This window comes from Stutzerimonas kunmingensis, assembly GCF_002929225.1.
Taxonomy (GTDB): domain Bacteria; phylum Pseudomonadota; class Gammaproteobacteria; order Pseudomonadales; family Pseudomonadaceae; genus Stutzerimonas.
Genome location: NZ_PISM01000018.1, coordinates 384,717 through 403,019 on the forward strand (window position 1 = coordinate 384,717; position 18,303 = coordinate 403,019).

The window sequence follows — 18,303 nt, forward strand, 5'->3', positions numbered from 1 at the left end:
CGTTTTCCTGGAGCCGCTGGCAAATCAGCCGTGGTACTGCGCCGACAGCTCGTGGACCGACTCGATGAAGGCGCCGGCATGAGCGGGATCGACTTCCGGCGTGATGCCGTGGCCCAGGTTGAACACGTGGCCTTCGCCATGGCCGAAGCTGGCCAGAATGCGCGCCACCTCCGCGCGGATGGCATCGGGCTTGGCATAGAGCACGCTCGGGTCCATGTTGCCCTGCAGTGCGACCTTGCCGCCGACGCGGCGGCGTGCCTCGCCGATATCGCAGGTCCAGTCCAGCCCCAGCGCTTCGACGCCCGAGTCGGCCATCGATTCCAGCCAGAGGCCGCCGCCCTTGGTGAACATGATGACCGGCACGCGGCGGCCGTCATGTTCGCGAATCAGGCCATCGACGATCTTGCGCATGTAGGCCAGGGAGAACTCCTGATAGGCTGCGGCCGACAGGCTGCCACCCCAGGAATCGAAGATCTGCACCGCCTGGGCACCGGCGAGGATCTGGCCATTGAGGTAGCTGGTGACCGACTGCGCCAGCTTGTCCAGCAGGGCGTGCATCGCCTGCGGGTTCTCGTAGAGCATCGCCTTGGACTTGCGGAAGTCCTTCGACGAGCCGCCCTCGACCATGTAGGTCGCCAGGGTCCAGGGGCTGCCGGAGAACCCGATCAGCGGCACGCGGCCATTGAGTTCACGGCGAATGGTACGCACTGCGTCCATCACATAGCCCAGGTCCTTCTCCGGATCGGGAATCGGCAGCGCCTCGATGTCCGCAGCGGTGCTCACCACCTTCTTGAAGCGCGGTCCCTCGCCGGTCTCGAAGTACAGCCCCAAACCCATGGCGTCCGGCACGGTGAGGATGTCGGAGAACAGGATCGCGGCATCCAGCGGATAGCGATCCAGCGGCTGCAGCGTCACCTCGCAAGCGAGTTCGGGATTCATGCACAGGCTCATGAAGTCACCGGCCTTGGCGCGGCTGGCCCGGTACTCGGGCAGATAGCGGCCGGCCTGACGCATCATCCACACCGGGGTGACGTCGACAGGCTGCTTGAGCAGGGCACGAAGGAAGCGGTCGTTCTTCAAGACGGTCATGGCAGGGTTCCAGCGTAAAAGTGCCGTGCATTGTCGCAAAGCAGAAAAAAAAAGGCACGGCGAGCGCCGTGCCATTTAGCTATGGGCTTGATTCAAATCAGGCCACTCCGGGCGCCCTTCGATGCCCGGCAACGCCCGATCAGACGCCGAGATAATCCATGATGCCTTCGGCAGCCTGACGACCTTCGAAGATCGCCGTCACCACCAAATCGGAGCCGCGGACCATGTCGCCGCCGGCGAAGATCTTCGGGTTGCTGGTCTGGTGCTTGAACTGACCCACCTCGGGTGCCACGACGCGGCCCTGGTTGTCGATCTGGATGCCCTGGGCTTCGAACCACGGTGCCGGGCTCGGACGGAAACCAAAGGCGATGACCACGGCATCGGCCGGCAGCACCTGCTCGGAACCCGGAATCGGCTCCGGGCTACGGCGACCGCGGGCGTCTGGCGCGCCGAGACGTGTCTCGACCACCTTTACACCCTCAACCTTGCCTTCGCCGACGATCGCGATGGGTTGGCGGTTGAAGAGGAACTTCACGCCCTCTTCCTTGGCGTTCTTCACTTCGCGGCGCGAGCCCGGCATGTTCGCCGCATCACGACGGTAGGCGCAGGTCACGCTCTTCGCACCCTGGCGAATGGAGGTGCGGTTGCAGTCCATCGCGGTATCACCGCCGCCCAGTACCACGACCTTCTTGCCCTTCATGTCGATGAAGTCTTCGGCAGACTTCTCGAAGCCGAGATTGCGGTTGACGTTGGCGATGAGGAAATCCAGCGCGTCGTACACGCCCGGCAGGTCTTCACCGGGGAAGCCGCCCTTCATGTAGGTGTAGGTGCCCATGCCCATGAACACGGCATCGTAATCGGCCAGCAGCTGGTCGATGGTGATGTCCTTGCCTACCTCGGTGTTAAGACGGAACTCGATGCCCATACCGCCGAAGATTTCGCGACGACGGCTGAGTACGGTCTTTTCCAGCTTGAATTCGGGAATGCCAAAGGTCAGTAGACCACCGATCTCGGGGTTCTTGTCGAACACCACCGGGGTTACGCCGTTGCGCACGAGAATATCGGCACACCCCAGCCCTGCCGGGCCGGCACCGATGATCGCGACTTTCTTGCCGGTCGGCTTGACCTTGGACATGTCGGGCCGCCAGCCCATGGCGAAGGCGGTATCGGCGATGTACTTCTCCACCGAGCCGATGGTCACCGCACCAAAGCCATCATTCAGGGTGCAGGCGCCCTCGCAGAGACGATCCTGCGGGCAGACGCGACCGCAGACTTCCGGCAGGGTGTTGGTCTGGTGCGCCAGTTCGGCGGCCGCGAGGATGTTGCCCTCGGAGACCAGCTTGAGCCAGTTGGGAATGTAGTTGTGGACCGGGCACTTCCACTCGCAATAGGGGTTGCCGCAACCCAGGCAGCGGTGGGCCTGTTCGCAGGCCTGCTGCGGCTTGAAGGGTTCGTAGATCTCGACGAACTCCTTCTTGCGCTGGCGCAGCAGCTTCTTCTTCGGATCCTTGCGCCCGACCTCGATGAACTGGAAGTCGTTATTCAGACGTTCAGTCATTTCAAAACCTCTCAACAGCAACCGTAGGCAATACATACGGCTGCAAGACAATCAGGGTGAGCAGCGGCCCCGCGTTGGCTGGGGCCGCTGCCTGAAGCGGCTTATTGTTATTGCGGGTTGGCCCGGGTGCTCGACAGCAGCGAAGCCAGGTTGGCCGCCTTGGGCTTGACCAGCCAGAACCGACGCAGGTAGTCGTCGAGATTATCCAGCAGCTCAGCCCCCCACTCACTCGCGGTTTCAGCAACGTATTCGCGCAGCACGTCCTGCAGATGGCTGCGATAGGCTTCCATCGCCTCGCCGGTGATGCGCTGCAGGTTGACCAGCTCGTTGTTCACCCGGTCCACGAAACTGTTGTCCATGTCCAGCACATAGGCGAAACCACCGGTCATGCCCGAGCCAAAGTTGTGTCCGGTCTTGCCAAGCACGCAGACGAAGCCACCGGTCATGTACTCGCAGCAATGGTCGCCAGTACCCTCGACAACTGCGTGGGCGCCAGAGTTGCGCACCGCGAAACGCTCACCCGCGGTACCTGCAGCGAACAGCTTGCCGCCGGTAGCGCCGTACAGACAGGTGTTGCCGATGATCGCCGAATCCTGAGACCGATAGCTGGCGCCCTGCGGCGGCGTGACCACCAGTTTGCCGCCGGTCATGCCCTTGCCGACGTAATCGTTGGCATCGCCTTCCAGATAGAGATTGAGGCCACCGGCGTTCCAGACGCCGAAGCTCTGGCCGGCAGTGCCTTTGAAGCGGAAGGTGATCGGCGAACCGGCCATGCCCTGGTTGCCATGCTGGCGAGCGATTTCGCCGGAGACACGGGCACCAATGGAGCGGTCGCAGTTACAGATTTCCAGCTCGAACTCGCCACCGCTCTTGGCATCGATGGCGCCTTTGGCCAGCTTGACCATTTCTTCGGCCAGCAGGCCCTGGTCGAACGGCGGGTTCTTCTCGACCAAGCAGAATTGCGGCTTGTCGGCGGCGATGTTGCTGCTGCCGAGCAGGGGCGACAGATCCAGGTTGTTCTGCTTGGCCGTTTCACCCGGCAGCACTTCGAGCAGATCGGTACGCCCGATCAGCTCGCCCAGGCTACGCACGCCCAGCTTGGCCAGCCACTCGCGGGTTTCTTCGGCGACGAACTGGAAGAAGTTGACCACCATGTCGACGGTGCCGATGAAGTGATCCTTGCGCAGCTGCTCGTTCTGCGTGGCAACGCCGGTGGCGCAGTTGTTCAGGTGGCAGATGCGCAGGTACTTGCAGCCCAAGGCGATCATCGGCGCAGTACCGAAGCCAAAGCTTTCAGCGCCGAGGATCGCGGCCTTGATCACGTCGAGGCCAGTTTTCAGGCCGCCATCGGTCTGCACCCGGACCTTGCCGCGCAGGTCGTTGCCGCGCAGGGTCTGGTGGGTTTCGGCCAGGCCGAGCTCCCACGGCGAGCCGGCATAGCGAATGGAGGTCAGCGGCGAAGCGCCGGTGCCACCGTCGTAGCCGGAGATGGTGATCAGGTCGGCATAGGCCTTGGCCACACCGGCGGCGATGGTGCCGACGCCCGGCTCGGCCACCAGTTTGACCGACACCAGCGCCTGCGGGTTGACCTGTTTGAGGTCGAAGATCAGCTGGGCCAGATCCTCAATGGAGTAGATGTCGTGGTGTGGCGGCGGGGAGATCAGTGTGACGCCCGGTACTGCATAGCGCAGCCGCGCGATCAGGCCGTTGACCTTGCCGCCGGGCAACTGGCCGCCTTCGCCAGGCTTGGCGCCCTGGGCGACCTTGATCTGCAGTACTTCGGCATTGACCAGGTATTCCGGCGTGACACCGAAGCGGCCGGTCGCTACCTGCTTGATCTTCGAGCTGCGCTCGGTGCCGTAGCGAGCCGGGTCTTCACCGCCCTCACCAGAGTTCGAGCGCGCGCCGATGCGGTTCATCGCCGCGGCGATCGCTTCGTGGGCTTCCGGCGACAGGGCGCCCAGCGAAATACCAGCGGAATCAAACCGCTTGAGAATCGCCTCAAGCGGCTCGACCTCTTCCAGCACCAGCGGCTGCTCAACCACCTTGACCTTGAGCAAGTCGCGGAGCATGGCCACCGGACGCTGGTCGACCAACGCGGTGTATTCCTTGAAGCGGCTGTAATCGCCGCTCTGCACCGCCACCTGAAGCGCGCTGACTACATCCGGGTTGTACGCGTGGTATTCGCCACCGTAGACGAACTTCAGCAGGCCACCCTGCTGAATCGGCTTGCGGCTGCTCCACGCTTCGGCGGCGAGGGCCTTCTGCTCGGCCTCGATATCCTCGAAGCGCGCGCCCTTGATACGGCTCGCAACGCCGCAGAAGCTGAGGTCCACGACTTCTTCAGCCAAGCCAACAGCTTCGAACAGCTGCGCGCCGCGGTAGGAGGCGATGGTCGAGATGCCCATCTTGGAGATGATCTTCATCAGCCCCTTGGAGATGCCCTTGCGATAGTGCTTGAACACCTCATAGAGGTCGCCCAGCACTTCGCCAGTGCGGATCAGGTCGCCCAGCACTTCGAAAGCAAGGAACGGGTAGACCGCAGTCGCGCCGAAGCCGATCAGTACGGCGAAATGGTGCGGATCACGGGCGGTGGCGGTTTCGACCAGGATGTTGCAGCTGCAGCGCAGGCCGGTTTCCACCAGACGATGGTGAACCGCGCCCACGGCCAGCGAAGCATGCACTGGCAGCTTGCCTGGCGCGATATGACGATCGCTGAGTACCAGCAGGACCTTGCCGCCACGTACGGCTTCCTCGGCCTGATCGGCAATATTGCGAATCGCCGCCTCAAGGCCGACGGCCTCGTCGTAGTTCAGGTCGATGACCAGACGCTCGAATCCCGGACGCTCCAGGTTCATGATCGTCCGCCACTTCGCCGGCGAGATCACCGGAGTGGTCAGAATCGCGCGGTTGGCGTGCTCGGCGGTTTCCTCGAAGACATTGCGCTCGGCACCCAGACAGGTTTCCAGCGACATGACGATGGCTTCACGCAGCGGGTCGATCGGCGGATTGGTGACCTGCGCGAACTGCTGGCGGAAGTAGTCGTAGGGCGAGCGCACACGACGCGACAGGACCGCCATGGGCGTATCGTCACCCATCGAGCCGACCGCTTCCTGGCCCTGCTCGGCCAACGGACGCAGTACCTGGTCACGCTCCTCGAAGGTGACCTGGTACATCTTCATGTACTGCTTGAGCTGGTCGGCATCGTAGAAGGCTGAACCATGGTCGTTGTCGTCCAGGGTCGACTGGATGCGCAGGGCGTTCTGCCGCAGCCACTTCTTGTAGGGCTGCTGTGCCTTGAGGCGGTTGTCGATGTCGTCGGTGTGCAGCACCTTGCCGGTGTGGGTGTCCACGGCGAGGATCTGCCCCGGCCCGACGCGGCCCTTGGCCAGGACGTCTTCCGGTTTGTAATCCCAGACGCCAACTTCGGAGGCGAGGGTAATGTAGCCGTTCTTGGTGGTCACCCAGCGCGCCGGGCGCAGGCCGTTGCGGTCGAGCAGGCAGACTGCATGGCGACCGTCGGTAAGCACCACGCCAGCCGGGCCATCCCAGGGTTCCATGTGCATAGAGTTGAATTCATAGAACGCCCGCAGATCGGGGTCCATGGTCTCGACGTTTTGCCACGCCGGCGGAATGATCATACGCAGGCCACGGAACAGATCCATTCCGCCGGTGACCAAGAGCTCAAGCATGTTGTCCATGCTGGAAGAGTCCGAGCCGGTGCGATTGATCAGCGGCGACAGGCTTTCCAGGTCCGGCAGCAGCTCGTTGGCGAACTTCAGGCGACGTGCCTGCGCCCAGTTACGGTTGCCGGTGATGGTATTGATCTCACCGTTGTGCGCGAGGAAACGGAACGGCTGAGCCAGGCGCCATTGCGGCATGGTGTTGGTGGAGAAACGCTGGTGGAATACGCAGATCGCAGTGGCGAGACGCTCATCGCCCAGGTCAGGATAAAACTGCGCCAGGTCGGCGGGCATCATCAGGCCCTTGTAGATGATGTCCTTGTCGGAGAGGCTGCAAACGTAGAAGGCGCTGTCGTCAGCGAGCGCGACTTCGGCGCGGCGGCGTGCGAAGAACAGTTTGATGCCGAACTCGCGTTCGTCCAAGCCATCGCCGGAGACAAAGACCTGCTCGATCCGCGGCAGACGCTCAAGAGCAAGCTGGCCCAGCACGCTGGTATCGACCGGCACTTCACGCCAGCCGACCAGCGTCAGACCTTGGGCGATAATCTCTTCACTGAGACGAGCGCGGGCCTGGTCCGCCTTGCTGGCATCCTGATCCAGAAAGATCATCCCGACGGCATACTGCGTAGGCAGCTCGGCGTTGAAATGCTCCAGAGCCTGGGCACGCAGAAATGCGTCGGGCTTCTGCATCAGCAGACCGCAACCGTCACCGGTTTTGCCGTCAGCGTTGATGCCACCGCGGTGAGTCATGCAGGTCAGGGACTGAATGGCAGTCTTTAGCAGGTGATGGCTAGCCTCGCCCTGCATGTGGGCAATCAGACCGAAGCCGCAGTTATCCTTGAACTCTTCAGGACGAAAAAGACCTGCTCTCATAGGCACTCCACCAGCTAAATGCGTTGTAAATCAACCCCTTATTGACGGGCAGAGACTCACCCCGTCATTCACGTGGGCAAAAGGGGGAGCAGTTTACAAAGCCAGCTAGAGCGACACAATTTATTTTTGCAAGCCCCAAAAAGGTGCATTGCGCACTTTTTTGGGGCATTTTTCTATCGAGTCTGTTTGATTTCCTGTTGCACGCCTGCCAAATTTCGTACCCACGGCTTGCCAGCCTGCAACGAGACGGGCAGCGTCTTGACCGCTGCGACCGCAGCAGCACGATTCGCGAAGTTGCCGTAAGTCACGACGTAGAGCGGCTTGCCTTCATGCACTTTGGCGAAGTATCGGTAGTTACCGCCATGCTGCTGGACGATCGCTTGAGCGTTCTTCTCGACACGAGTCCCCAGAATCTGGACCAGATAATTGCTTCCCGGCTGACTCGCATACCAAGTGCTATTGGTTGAGCCCGAGGCAGTTGCTGCAGCAGGCGCACGCTCTGCGGCATTCGGCCGCACTTGGCGTGACGCTGGCGCCGGAGCGGGAGCCGGAGCAGCAACTTGCGGAGCAGGTGCGGGCTGAACACGCTCGCTCGGTGCTGGTGCTGGTGCTGGTGCTGGTGCAGGTGCAGGTGCAGGTGCAGGTGCAGGTGCAGGAATTGTAGGGATTGCGGCATTCGCGGTGGGCCCGCCATTCTCGTCCTCGCTCTCGCCACCAGCAGCGGCTGCCAGCGGCTCGCGCACCACCGGCTGTGCGTCGCCACCCAGTGGCAGGGACAACGGCCGCTCTTGTCCATCGAACTCGATGGCAGCCGGGTCCTGCTCCGCGGTCTCAGCAGCCGGCCCCGAGACAGGCGAAGCATCGAGCGGCAGGGAGGTCACTTCGGGGGCCGAAGGGCGCTCGGAATCGCCGCCACGCAAGAAAAGAAAGCCGACCGCTATAAGAACAAGGACTGCGACTACAGCGACCAAATGTTTTTTGGGTAGCGGAAATCCGATACCGCCCGATTTCCGCCGACCGCGCTTGCTCTGCATCGCGGCGATGAGCTCGTCTCGGGCCAACTGATTGATCGCCCCCGGCCAACCACCAGACTGCTCATGGATACGACCAATCTGCTCTTCGCTCAGACACTCTAGGCCGCTACCGGCACCCTCCAGCCGCAATGCCAGGTACTCCCTGGTTTCGTCCTCTTCATACGGCTGCAGCGCGATGGCATGGTAGCGCTCCTCGCCATCACTCAAGGCCTCGAGCCGCCCGCCAAGCGCAGACTCACCGAACAGGAACACATGCGGCCTGGCCTCAGGGGTGCCCGCAGCTAGACGCAGAAGAGTTTCCACCGCAGCACCCGTCAACTGCTCGGCGTCGTCGACCAATAGATAGACTTCCTGACCTGTCAACGCCAGCTGGATGACCTGGGCCATCACGCCGTCGAAATCGGCCTCCTGGCTGTTCAGTGCTTGAGCGATCTGTGCCAACAGCGCGCTCGCATCCATCGTAGCCTGAGGGGTAATGACTACGCTCTGAACCGCCTGCTTGTTGCTACTGGCAACCAGTGCCTGACGCAAAAGGGTTTTTCCACTTCCCTCCGGCCCGGTAACCAGCAGCAGCAACTGGCTGTAGCGCGCCAGATGATGAAGCTGCCCAAGCACCGGCTTGCGCTGCGCGGGGAAGAACTTGAAGCCCGGAACGCGAGCAGCAAACGGGTCATGGCTGAAGCCATAGTGATTCAGAAACGCGTCGTCCGCAGACAAACTGGTCATGGAAATTTTCTTATGCTCCAAGGTGTTCCGTCATTGCACCGTAACTGGCGCTCAAGGTGGTTTCCAGCACGTCGCGAGGGAAGTCCCCGGTCACAACAGCCTCGCCCATTCGCCGCAGCAAAACGAGGCGCAGCCGACCGTCCAGAACCTTCTTGTCGACGGCCATGTGCTCGAGAAAGTCCTGCGGCTTCATCTGCGCGGGGGGCACAACCGGAAGCGCCGCGCGCTGCAGTAACCTGATGGCCCGGTCACGCTCCATCCGCGTGATCCAGCCCAGCTGACAAGACATCTCCAACGCCATCACGGTTCCCGCCGACACGGCCTCACCATGCAACCAGACGCCATAGCCCATGTGTGTTTCTATCGCGTGGCCAAATGTGTGACCTAGATTGAGAATCGCGCGCACGCCGGACTCGCGCTCATCAGCGTTCACCACCTTGGCCTTTGCAGCGCAGGAGCGATGGATCGCCTCCGTCAGCACCACAGGATCAAGCGCTCGAAGTCGATCAACATTTGCCTCAAGCCAGCCAAGGAAGGGCTCGTCGCAGATAAGCCCATACTTGATCACCTCAGCCAGTCCCGCAGAAAGCTCACGAGGCGGCAATGTCTTCAAGGTCGCGGTGTCAATGATGACCGCTCGGGGCTGATAGAACGCCCCGATCATGTTTTTGCCTAGAGGGTGATTGATACCGGTCTTGCCGCCGACCGAAGAGTCCACTTGCGACAATAGCGTGGTGGGAACCTGAATGAAGTCCACGCCACGCTGATAGCTGGCAGCTGCATAGCCCGCCATATCGCCAATGACGCCGCCACCCAGCGCGATGACCGTGGTATTGCGATCGTGCCTAGCTCCGAGCAGAGCGTCGAAGATCAGCTGCAGAGTTTGCCAATTCTTGTGTTCCTCCCCGTCGGGAAGAATCACCGGAGTAACGGTGTAGTCGGAAAGGGTCTGAGTCAGTCGATCGAGATACAGCGGCGCAACAGTTTCATTAGTGACAACGGCCACCTGCCGCCCGCGGATCCTGTCGGAAAACAGCTCGGCGCGATCAATCAACCGCTCGCCAATATGAATGGGATAGCTACGCTCACCGAGATCGACCTGAAGAGTCTGCATGGGGCCCCCAACAATAAAGGGGTCTAGGATAGCGCAGATTCATCCCGGCTTTCACGAGGCGGTAAAGACGCGAGCCGGTCGAGAATTTCCGTCACAACCATCCGCGGCGGACGCTCGTCGGTTTCGATGATGACGTCAGCTATCGAGCGATATAGCGGATCGCGAATGGCCATGAGGGCGGACAGAACGCTGCGGGGATCACTAGCCTGCAATAGCGGCCGGTTGCGGTCGCGGGCGGTGCGTTCGAGCTGCTGGTCGACCGACGTGCAAAGATAGACGACTTGCCCACCCGCACGAAGGGCCTGCCGATTATCCTCTCGCAACACCGCACCACCGCCAGTCGCCAGCACCACTCCCTCGAGCTGGCAGAGATCGGCGATCACCGCCCGCTCCCGCTCACGAAAGCCGCCCTCACCCTCCACGTCAAAGATCAGTGGAATGCTGGCACCGGTCCGTTGTTCGATCTCCTTATCGGAATCCTTGAATGGGAGACGAAGCTCTTTGGCAAGCAAACGCCCGATGGTGCTTTTACCAGCACCCATCGGGCCTACGAGAATGAAGTTCTGCATTAATCTCAGCGACTGGCTTGAATCGCCTGATTATTCATGATCCGAGGTGTGATGAACACAAGCAGCTCCGATTTTCGATCCTGCACCAGATCACGACGGAACAGACGCCCTACGAAGGGAAGATCACCTAGCAAAGGAACCTTATCCACGGACTTGCTCTGCGTATTGGAAAAGACACCGCCGATGACAATCGTTTCGCCATCAGTAACCAGGACCTTCGCATTAACCTCGTTCTTACGGATGGCTGGAACACCACCGGTGCTGGCAGCTTGAGAAAAGTCAGGCTCGTCCTTAGTAACCTTTACCTCCATGATGATCCGGTTATCCGGGGTAATCTGTGGAGTCACCTCCAGCGAAAGAGCTGCCTCTTTAAAAGAAGTGCTAGTTGCACCGCTGGAACTCGCCTCTTGGTAAGGAACCTCCGCACCCTTCAGAATCTTTGCCGTCTCCTTATCAGCGGTCACCACTTTAGGCTGCGAAACGACTTCACCGTTGCCGGTTTTCTCCATCGCTGACAATTGCAGGTCAAGAATGGCATTATCAGTCACGAAGCCCAGCCCAAATCCCGAGGTTGCGCCTATGGCACCCATATCCACAAATGGTGTGTTTAGTGGAATTTCCCGAATCCCGGGAAAGCGTCCAACCTGACGCGAAGGAATATAGTCCTCATCACCAGGCTTACCAGAGGCATCCGGGTCGTCTGCAACTCCAAGATTTCCGTCGCGGCCCCAAGCATTCCACTTGTCGCCAGCCCAAAGATTGCCTCCCCAACGCACGCCAAGGCTCTTGTCATAATCGACATTGGCCTCGACTATCCTTGCCTCAATCATCACCTGGCGCACTGGGATATCTAACTGCGCCACAATACGGCGCAACTCATCCAACCTATCCTGTGTTTGATAAGCGATTATATTGTTCGTACGGTCATCGACAGCAATAGACCCCCGCTCTTCAGCGCCTCCTCCATTGTCTGTCACCGACTGAAACAACTGGGCAATATCTGCAGCCTTCGCATAACTGACCTGCACGACCTCGCGACGAAGTGGAGCAAGCTCGGCGATCTGCCGCTGCGACTCAAGCTCCTGACGCTCACGGGCAGCAATCTCGTCGGCAGGCGCGACCAGCAGCACGTTACCAACCTGGCGCTTATCCAGCCCTTTGGTTTTAAGCACCAGATCCAGCGCCTGGTCCCAAGGCACGTTTTGCAGACGCAGGGTTATGTTGCCAGCGACGGTATCGCTCGCCACCAGGTTCAGATCGGTGAAGTCAGCGATCAGCTGCAGTACGGAACGAACGTCGATATCCTGAAAGTTGAGCGAGAGTTTCTCGCCCGAATAAGTAAAACGCTCAGCCTTGCGCTTCTCGACTTCATCCTCGGTCAGAGGCTTGATGCTGATGGTCAGTTTGTTGTCTGTCTGGTACGCCAGATAATCGTATCGACCGGTCGGCTCGATGGCGACACTAGCTCCACCGGCCTGAGCGGACGAATCGACAAACTTCACGGGCGTAGCGAAATCCTGAACATCAAGACGAACACGCAGCGCCTCCGGCAGTTGAGCCTTGTCGAAGAGGACACGAATCTTTCCGCCCTGCTCCTCAATGGTCGAGCCTACCGATGGGTCAGAGAGCGTAATAACGACGTTTCCGGCACCGTCTTCACCCCGACGGAAATCGATGTTCTCGATCGCCTTACCTACAGCCATCGCCTTGGCAGGCGCAGCCACTGGAGCAACGGGCGCAGCTGAAACAGCTGGGGCACGTACAGCACCCGAACTTTCGCCCAATACCACAAAGAGATTGTTACCATCTACGCGAGTGGAGTAGGGCACCAGAGTATTGAGATTAACGATCAGTCGGGTACGGCCTTGGGCTTCAACGACGGTCACGCTCCGCGCATTGCCAACTCCTAGCTCGCGATTCTTCGCTCCGAGCTTATTGGATATGCCGGGTAGGTCGAGCGCGATCCGCGCAGGCTGATCGAGGGTATAACCACGCGGTGCAGCCACCGGTTCGTCGAACGCAAACCTCAATTCAACACGGTCGCCAGGCAGCGTAGCGACATCGAGGGCGTTCAGGTTGGCCGCCAGCAGGGCTGGAGAAATAAACGCCGCCAGCAAAGAGATACCTAGGCGTGAAAGGGTAGTGTTCATAAATTGCTTCCGTTGTGCAGACCGGTAAAGGTTTTCCATGCTTTTGCCCCGCGCTAGGTGCGCTCTTTCAAGGTCAGACTGCGCGGGCGCTCGAGCCACCCACCCTCTCCATCAGGTACGATTTCCACTACATCCACTCCCGCATCGCTGATCTCGACGATACGGCCATGGTTGCGCCCCAAATAGTCACCAATCTTGACGCGATGAACCCCGTCGCCGCCCTTGATCAAGGCGTACCGCCCCCCACCATTGGCTAACGTGCCTACCATCGTGAAGTTCTCGATATTGAACCCCTCAAGAAACTGCTTGACTCGCGACTCATCGGGCTGGATATCTTTTGAGCCCTTTTGCCGCTGGGTTAAATCAAGCTTGACGGGAGGCTGAAACGGATGTCGCAGGGCGGCAGCGCTATAGGTAAAGGCTTCGTAGGGAATGAATGCCGGTAGCGGCTCAATTGTCCCTTTCGGCTTCGCCCTGACCTCATTCATATATTGCTGCAGATCGCCGAAGTCGTTGCTGCTGCCGCAGCCAGTCAGCGCAACCAGACTTAAGCCCAACGCAGTAAGTCTCGCGCGATTCATTTCTGCAGCCCCTTGTCGTTATAACGATAAGTCTTAGCGACGATGTTCATCCGCAATTTTGATGTAGCTTCGTTCTTTTCAGTCTTGATCTCGAAATCATGTAGCGTGACGATACGCGGAAGGCTTGCCACACCACTCACGAAAGTTGCCAGATCGTGATACCCCCCAACGACCTTAATATTTATAGGCAACTCGATATAAAACTGCTGAGCCACCTCTGGCTGCAACTTGATTTCCTCGAACTCCAGCCCACTACCGAGACCTGTTCGAGTGATATCTTCCAGAAGCCCAGGGACCTCGGTATCGCTTGGCAGTTGCCGCAATAACGCACCAAACGACGTTTCCATCTCGGCCATTTGCGCTTTATAAGCTTCCAAATTGGCGGCCTGGAAGGCTTTGGTCGAGAACTGCTGCTTCAAGGTTTCTTCCTGAGCGCGCTGCTGCTCCAATTGCAGTTGCATATCCTGCAAATGAAAGTAATAACCTAGAGCAAGCACCGCTGCGAGAAGCATAACGCCGGCAATGAACTTGACCGGCGCAGGCCAAGAACCGAGGTTATTAAGATCGAGATCAGCGAAGTCTATCTTGCGAAAACTATCTAACGATTCAGCCAGACTCATGGCTTTGCTCCTTCCGTAGCGGCAACCGGCTGCGTTTGCTGAACCGTCAGCTGGAACACATTTTCCTGATCCACGGCACCGGCGGTGACGGCTTTCACCTCGTTCAGATTCGGCGCTTCGAGCCAATCAGAGGCATCAAGATTGCGCATAAGGTTGGAGACACGATTGTTCGATTCGGCAGCACCAATGATCGCAATGTTCTTTCCGGTCATTTTTACCGAAGTGAAATACACTCCATCCGGCAGAGTTCTTACAAGCTGATCAAAAACTCGCCCGATAATAGGTCGATTACCTTGCAAGTCCTGGATGATCTTCATTCGCTCCAGTAGTTGCTGACGACGCTCTTTCAATTCTTTGATTTCTTTAATACGAGCATCAAGAACCGCAATTTCCTTTTTGACAAACTCGTTGCGCGCACTCTGCTGCTCAATCGCAGCTTGGAAATAACGATCTCCAAGAAAGACCAGACCAGCCGCTATGACCAGCACACCGACCAGAGACGCTAGGAAACGCTGCTTTCGTTCTTCACGCAGCTGTTCACGCCACGGAAGCAAGTTGATTTGCGCCATTAGTCGAAGCTCCTCAGCGCCAGGCCACAAGCAATCATCAAGGCCGGCGCATCGCTAGCCAGCGCTCCAGCATTCACTTTGCTGCTCAAAGCCATATCGGCGAATGGATTCGCAACTAGAGTCTGAGTACCGATCTTCTGCTGAATCATGTGATCCAACCCAGGTATCGATGCCGTCCCGCCCGCTAACAGGATGCAGTCGACATCATGGAACTGTCCTGCCGCAAAGAAGAACTGCAACGAGCGAGAAACCTGCTGCACAACTGCCTCTTTGAACGGAAGCAAAACCTCACTGTCGTAGTCGTCTGGGAGGCCGCCTTGCTTTTTGGCTAGACCAGCTTCTTCTTGTGAAAGGCCGTAGCGTCGCTGAATTTCCTCCGTCAGCTGACGCCCGCCAAAAAGCTGTTCACGGGTATAAATAGTACGACCGTTATGCAGAACACTGAGGGTAGTCATGGTGGCACCGATATCCACCACGGCGACGGTCAGCTCTCCATGCGCCGCACCCAACTGTGGAGCGAGTAGCCCGTATGACCGCTCGAGCGCATAGGCTTCGACGTCAACCACCTTGGCAGTGAGCCCCGCCAGCGCAAGCGCTGCCTCACGAATTTCGACGTTTTCCTTGCGGCAAGCGGCGAGCAGGACTTCTGCTCGGCCAGGAGAGCGAGGAGCCGGCCCCTGGACTTCGAAGTCGATCGCCACTTCTTCCAGCGGATAGGGAATGTACTGGTCCGCCTCGATCTTCAGCTGATTCTCGAGCTCTTCGTCGGACAAACCAGCATCCATCTCGATGATCTTGGTGATTACCGCGGAGCCTGAAACAGCCACTACCGCCGACTTGCATCCGGTCTTGGCCTTGGCAACCACCCGCTGCAATGCCTGGCCGACGCCCTCGAGCTCGGCGATGTTCTTTTCAACTACGGCGTTTGCCGGGAGCGGCTCGACAGCATAAGCCTCGACGCGGTAGCGACTACCTGATCGACTTAATTCGAGGAGCTTGACTGAGGTCGAACTGATATCGATCCCAAGCAGCGTGTTCGCTTTCTTAGTGAAGAGCCCTAGCACGACCGATTTCCTATCTTTATCCGCAACTTACGGATTAATTATGTTTATCCACATTAGATAACAGCCTTGACAGAAGCGCAAATGGCTACCCGGCAAAAAAACCGCATATAATGTGAACGGTTTTCCCTTTCAGCATCGCCGCAGTCTTCCTCCCCCAAATCCTGGATTCCAAGAACCCTGATGCGTTTTTTGAAATTTTTTCTCTGGTCGTGCTTCGCAGTCTTTTGCGCACTCTTGCTGAGCATCAGCGGCGCATTTCTCTACCTCAGCCCCAACCTCCCCTCCGTCGATTCCCTGCGGAGCATACAGCTTCAAATTCCGCTGCGGGTTTATAGCGCGGATGGCAAGCTGATCGCCGAGTTCGGGGAAATGCGACGCTCACCGATCCACTTCGAGGACATCCCTGAGGAATTCATCCACGCACTGCTGGCTGCCGAGGACGACAATTTCGCTAATCATTATGGCGTCGACATAACCGGCCTGATGCGCGCTGCCACGCAATTATTGAAAAGTGGGCAGATTCAGACCGGCGGCAGCACCATTACCATGCAGGTGGCGAAGAATTACTTCCTTACCAGTGAGCGGAGTTTCTCGCGCAAGATCAACGAGATACTGCTGGCACTGCAGATAGAGCGCGAGCTCAGCAAGAACGAAATCCTCGAGCTGTACGTCAACAAGATCTACCTTGGCAATCGTGCCTATGGAATCGAGGCGGCTTCTCAGGTGTATTACGGCAAGCCCATTTCGGAGCTTAGCGTCGCACAGCTGGCGATGATCGCCGGCCTGCCGAAGGCACCCTCTGCATTCAATCCATTGGTTAATCCGACCCGCAGCAAAGAGCGGCGCGACTGGATCCTGGGCCGCATGCACAGACTTGGCTCACTGGATGAAATTAGCTATCGGCAAGCACTCGCCGAACCTGAGACCGCTCGGTACCACGGCGCAGCCCCCGAGCTGGATGCCGCCTACATCGCGGAGATGGCGCGCGCCGAGATGGTGGGCCGCTTCGGCAGCGCTGCCTACACGGATGGCTTCCGGGTAAAGACCACGGTGTCCAGCGAGCGGCAGGTTGCTGCCAACCTCGCACTCGACAATGGACTGATTGAATACGACCAGCGGCACGGCTACCGCGGACCGGAAGCGCGCCTCGCAGAACTGCCGCGCGATAGCTGGCCCAGCGAGCTGGCCAAGTACCGAAGCCTTTCCGGGCTGCAGCCGGCCGTCGTCACGCAGGTAGAGACCAGCGGGATTCTGGTGCTGACGCGCGACGGAAACGAGCACGCAGTCGCTTGGGACAGCATGAAGTGGGCCCGCCCCTACCTCGGCATCAACAGCATGGGGCCAAGGCCGCAGCGCCCAGCCGACGTGGTCAAGCTAGGCGACGTGGTCCGCATTCGCTGGCAGGATGATGAAACAGCCGTATTCAGCCAGGTGCCGCAGGCGCAGGCGGCACTGGTTTCACTCGACCCCCAGGATGGTTCGATCGAAGCGCTCGCAGGCGGTTTCTCGTTTGGCCAGAGCAACTACAACCGCGCCATCCAGGCCAAGCGCCAACCCGGGTCAAGCTTCAAACCGTTCATTTACAGCGCAGCACTGGACGCGGGCTACACCGCCGCGAGCCTAGTCAACGATTCCCCCATCGTCTTTGTCGAACAGGGCATGGACCGCATCTGGCGCCCGAAGAACGACAACAATACGTTCCTCGGGCCGATCCGCATGCGCGAGGCGCTGTACAAATCGAGGAATCTGGTTTCGATTCGTCTGCTGCAGACAATGGGCATCGACCACACGGTCGATTACATCAGCCGCTTCGGTTTCAATCCGCAGGACCTGCCGCGCAACCTATCTCTGGCATTGGGTACGGCGACGCTTACACCTATGGAGATCGCCACCGGCTGGACGACCTTTGCAAACGGCGGGTACAAGATCGAGCCATACCTGATCCAGCGCATAGAAGACCGTGAAGGCAAGCTGCTCTTCGAGGCCAACCCGGCACGCGTGCCATCGCGGAATACCGAGACCGAGGAAACAGAGGCCGAGGCTTACGCAGCGCCTGACACTAGAGACCTGAATGACGGCGAGGCACTCGACGGCGAGGCACTCGACGCCGAACCACGCCTTGCCGAGCAGGTACTCGATGAACGTACCGCCTACATCATGACCAGCATGCTGCAGGACGTTATCAAGCGCGGCACAGGCCGACGTGCGCTGGCCATGGGGCGCGGTGACATCGCAGGAAAAACCGGCACCACCAACGACTCCATCGACAGCTGGTTCTCCGGCTATAACGCCGACATCGTAACCACGGTATGGGCGGGCTTCGACCAGCCACAAAGCCTGGGGCGCAACGAGTATGGCGGCACGGTCGCTCTGCCGATCTGGATGAGCTACATGAGCGCAGTGCTAAAGGACATGCCCGAGCACCCGCCAGCGGAGCCGGACGGGCTGCTCAAGCTGCGCATCGATCCGGTCAGCGGTCGCTCCGCCACACCCAGCACGCCTGACGCCTATTTCGAGGTCTTCAAGAGCGAGGATTCGCCGCCCCCCATGGGTGAATTCGACTCTGGAACCCAGGCACCTGGCAGCCCTCTTCCGGCCGATGAAGCCGCCCCGCTGGATCTGTTCTGATCGACCGATTTTCGCCAGCCAACAAAAAACCCCGCCTTGGCGGGG

At 59.4% G+C, this 18,303-nt stretch carries 12 protein-coding genes; 1 reads left to right on the forward strand and 11 read right to left on the reverse strand.

What is annotated here, in order from left to right; all coding sequences use genetic code 11:
- Positions 1-24 precede the first annotated feature (24 nt).
- The 11 genes from hemE to CW305_RS12460 form a co-directional block, all read right to left on the reverse strand.
- Positions 25-1,089 carry a uroporphyrinogen decarboxylase gene (hemE, locus tag CW305_RS12410; protein WP_042926354.1) on the reverse strand — a complete coding sequence of 355 codons (1,065 nt, stop codon included), beginning with the start codon at positions 1,087-1,089 and terminating at the stop codon, positions 25-27.
- A 139-nt stretch (positions 1,090-1,228) separates the two neighbouring features.
- Positions 1,229-2,647 (reverse strand): FAD-dependent oxidoreductase, encoded by a 1,419-nt coding sequence (locus CW305_RS12415; RefSeq protein WP_003283491.1) that lies wholly within the window; start codon positions 2,645-2,647, stop codon positions 1,229-1,231.
- Positions 2,648-2,754: 107 nt separating this feature from the next.
- Complete coding sequence (gltB, locus tag CW305_RS12420; protein ID WP_104098034.1) at positions 2,755-7,203, reverse strand: glutamate synthase large subunit; 4,449 nt, start codon at positions 7,201-7,203, stop codon at positions 2,755-2,757.
- A gap of 173 nt (positions 7,204-7,376) precedes the next feature.
- Positions 7,377-8,963, reverse strand: a complete 1,587-nt coding sequence (locus tag CW305_RS12425) for an AAA family ATPase (protein ID WP_104098035.1) — start codon at positions 8,961-8,963, stop codon at positions 7,377-7,379.
- A gap of 10 nt (positions 8,964-8,973) precedes the next feature.
- Entirely contained in the window at positions 8,974-10,077 is a 1,104-nt protein-coding gene (gene aroB / locus CW305_RS12430; RefSeq protein WP_104098036.1) for a 3-dehydroquinate synthase, read from the reverse strand.
- A 23-nt stretch (positions 10,078-10,100) separates the two neighbouring features.
- Entirely contained in the window at positions 10,101-10,646 is a 546-nt protein-coding gene (gene aroK / locus CW305_RS12435; RefSeq protein ID WP_014821719.1) for a shikimate kinase AroK, read from the reverse strand.
- A gap of 5 nt (positions 10,647-10,651) precedes the next feature.
- Positions 10,652-12,796 carry a type IV pilus secretin PilQ gene (locus CW305_RS12440; protein ID WP_104098037.1) on the reverse strand — a complete coding sequence of 715 codons (2,145 nt, stop codon included), beginning with the start codon at positions 12,794-12,796 and terminating at the stop codon, positions 10,652-10,654.
- Between the two features lie 53 nt (positions 12,797-12,849).
- Positions 12,850-13,377 carry a type 4a pilus biogenesis lipoprotein PilP gene (pilP, locus tag CW305_RS12445; RefSeq protein WP_003301042.1) on the reverse strand — a complete coding sequence of 176 codons (528 nt, stop codon included), beginning with the start codon at positions 13,375-13,377 and terminating at the stop codon, positions 12,850-12,852.
- Entirely contained in the window at positions 13,374-13,997 is a 624-nt protein-coding gene (gene pilO / locus CW305_RS12450) for a type 4a pilus biogenesis protein PilO (protein WP_003301043.1), read from the reverse strand. The genes pilP and pilO overlap by 4 nt, the downstream gene beginning before the upstream one ends.
- Positions 13,994-14,566 (reverse strand): type 4a pilus biogenesis protein PilN, encoded by a 573-nt coding sequence (gene pilN / locus CW305_RS12455; protein ID WP_014821721.1) that lies wholly within the window; start codon positions 14,564-14,566, stop codon positions 13,994-13,996. The genes pilO and pilN overlap by 4 nt, the downstream gene beginning before the upstream one ends.
- Positions 14,566-15,630 carry a pilus assembly protein PilM gene (locus CW305_RS12460; protein WP_023446117.1) on the reverse strand — a complete coding sequence of 355 codons (1,065 nt, stop codon included), beginning with the start codon at positions 15,628-15,630 and terminating at the stop codon, positions 14,566-14,568. Before CW305_RS12460 ends, pilN begins: the two co-directional genes overlap by 1 nt.
- Before the next feature lie 180 nt (positions 15,631-15,810).
- Between CW305_RS12460 and CW305_RS12465 the strand changes: the two genes are divergently transcribed.
- The gene (locus CW305_RS12465) at positions 15,811-18,258 is read left to right on the forward strand and encodes a penicillin-binding protein 1A (RefSeq protein ID WP_104098038.1); all 2,448 of its coding nucleotides are present in this window, start codon (positions 15,811-15,813) and stop codon (positions 18,256-18,258) included.
- The last annotated feature ends 45 nt before the right edge of the window (positions 18,259-18,303 follow it).

Excerpts from the sequence above, each read along its gene's own strand:
- hemE (WP_042926354.1), bottom strand. The coding sequence starts at position 1,089 with ATGACCGTCTTGAAGAACGACCGCTTCCTTCGTGCCCTGCTCAAGCAG.
- pilP (WP_003301042.1), bottom strand. The coding sequence starts at position 13,377 with ATGAATCGCGCGAGACTTACTGCGTTGGGCTTAAGTCTGGTTGCGCTG.
- CW305_RS12415 (WP_003283491.1), bottom strand. The coding sequence starts at position 2,647 with ATGACTGAACGTCTGAATAACGACTTCCAGTTCATCGAGGTCGGGCGC.
- CW305_RS12425 (WP_104098035.1), bottom strand. The coding sequence starts at position 8,963 with ATGACCAGTTTGTCTGCGGACGACGCGTTTCTGAATCACTATGGCTTC.
- aroB (WP_104098036.1), bottom strand. The coding sequence starts at position 10,077 with ATGCAGACTCTTCAGGTCGATCTCGGTGAGCGTAGCTATCCCATTCAT.
- gltB (WP_104098034.1), bottom strand. The coding sequence starts at position 7,203 with ATGAGAGCAGGTCTTTTTCGTCCTGAAGAGTTCAAGGATAACTGCGGC.
- pilN (WP_014821721.1), bottom strand. The coding sequence starts at position 14,566 with ATGGCGCAAATCAACTTGCTTCCGTGGCGTGAACAGCTGCGTGAAGAA.
- pilO (WP_003301043.1), bottom strand. The coding sequence starts at position 13,997 with ATGAGTCTGGCTGAATCGTTAGATAGTTTTCGCAAGATAGACTTCGCT.
- CW305_RS12440 (WP_104098037.1), bottom strand. The coding sequence starts at position 12,796 with ATGAACACTACCCTTTCACGCCTAGGTATCTCTTTGCTGGCGGCGTTT.
- CW305_RS12465 (WP_104098038.1), top strand. The coding sequence starts at position 15,811 with ATGCGTTTTTTGAAATTTTTTCTCTGGTCGTGCTTCGCAGTCTTTTGC.
- aroK (WP_014821719.1), bottom strand. The coding sequence starts at position 10,646 with ATGCAGAACTTCATTCTCGTAGGCCCGATGGGTGCTGGTAAAAGCACC.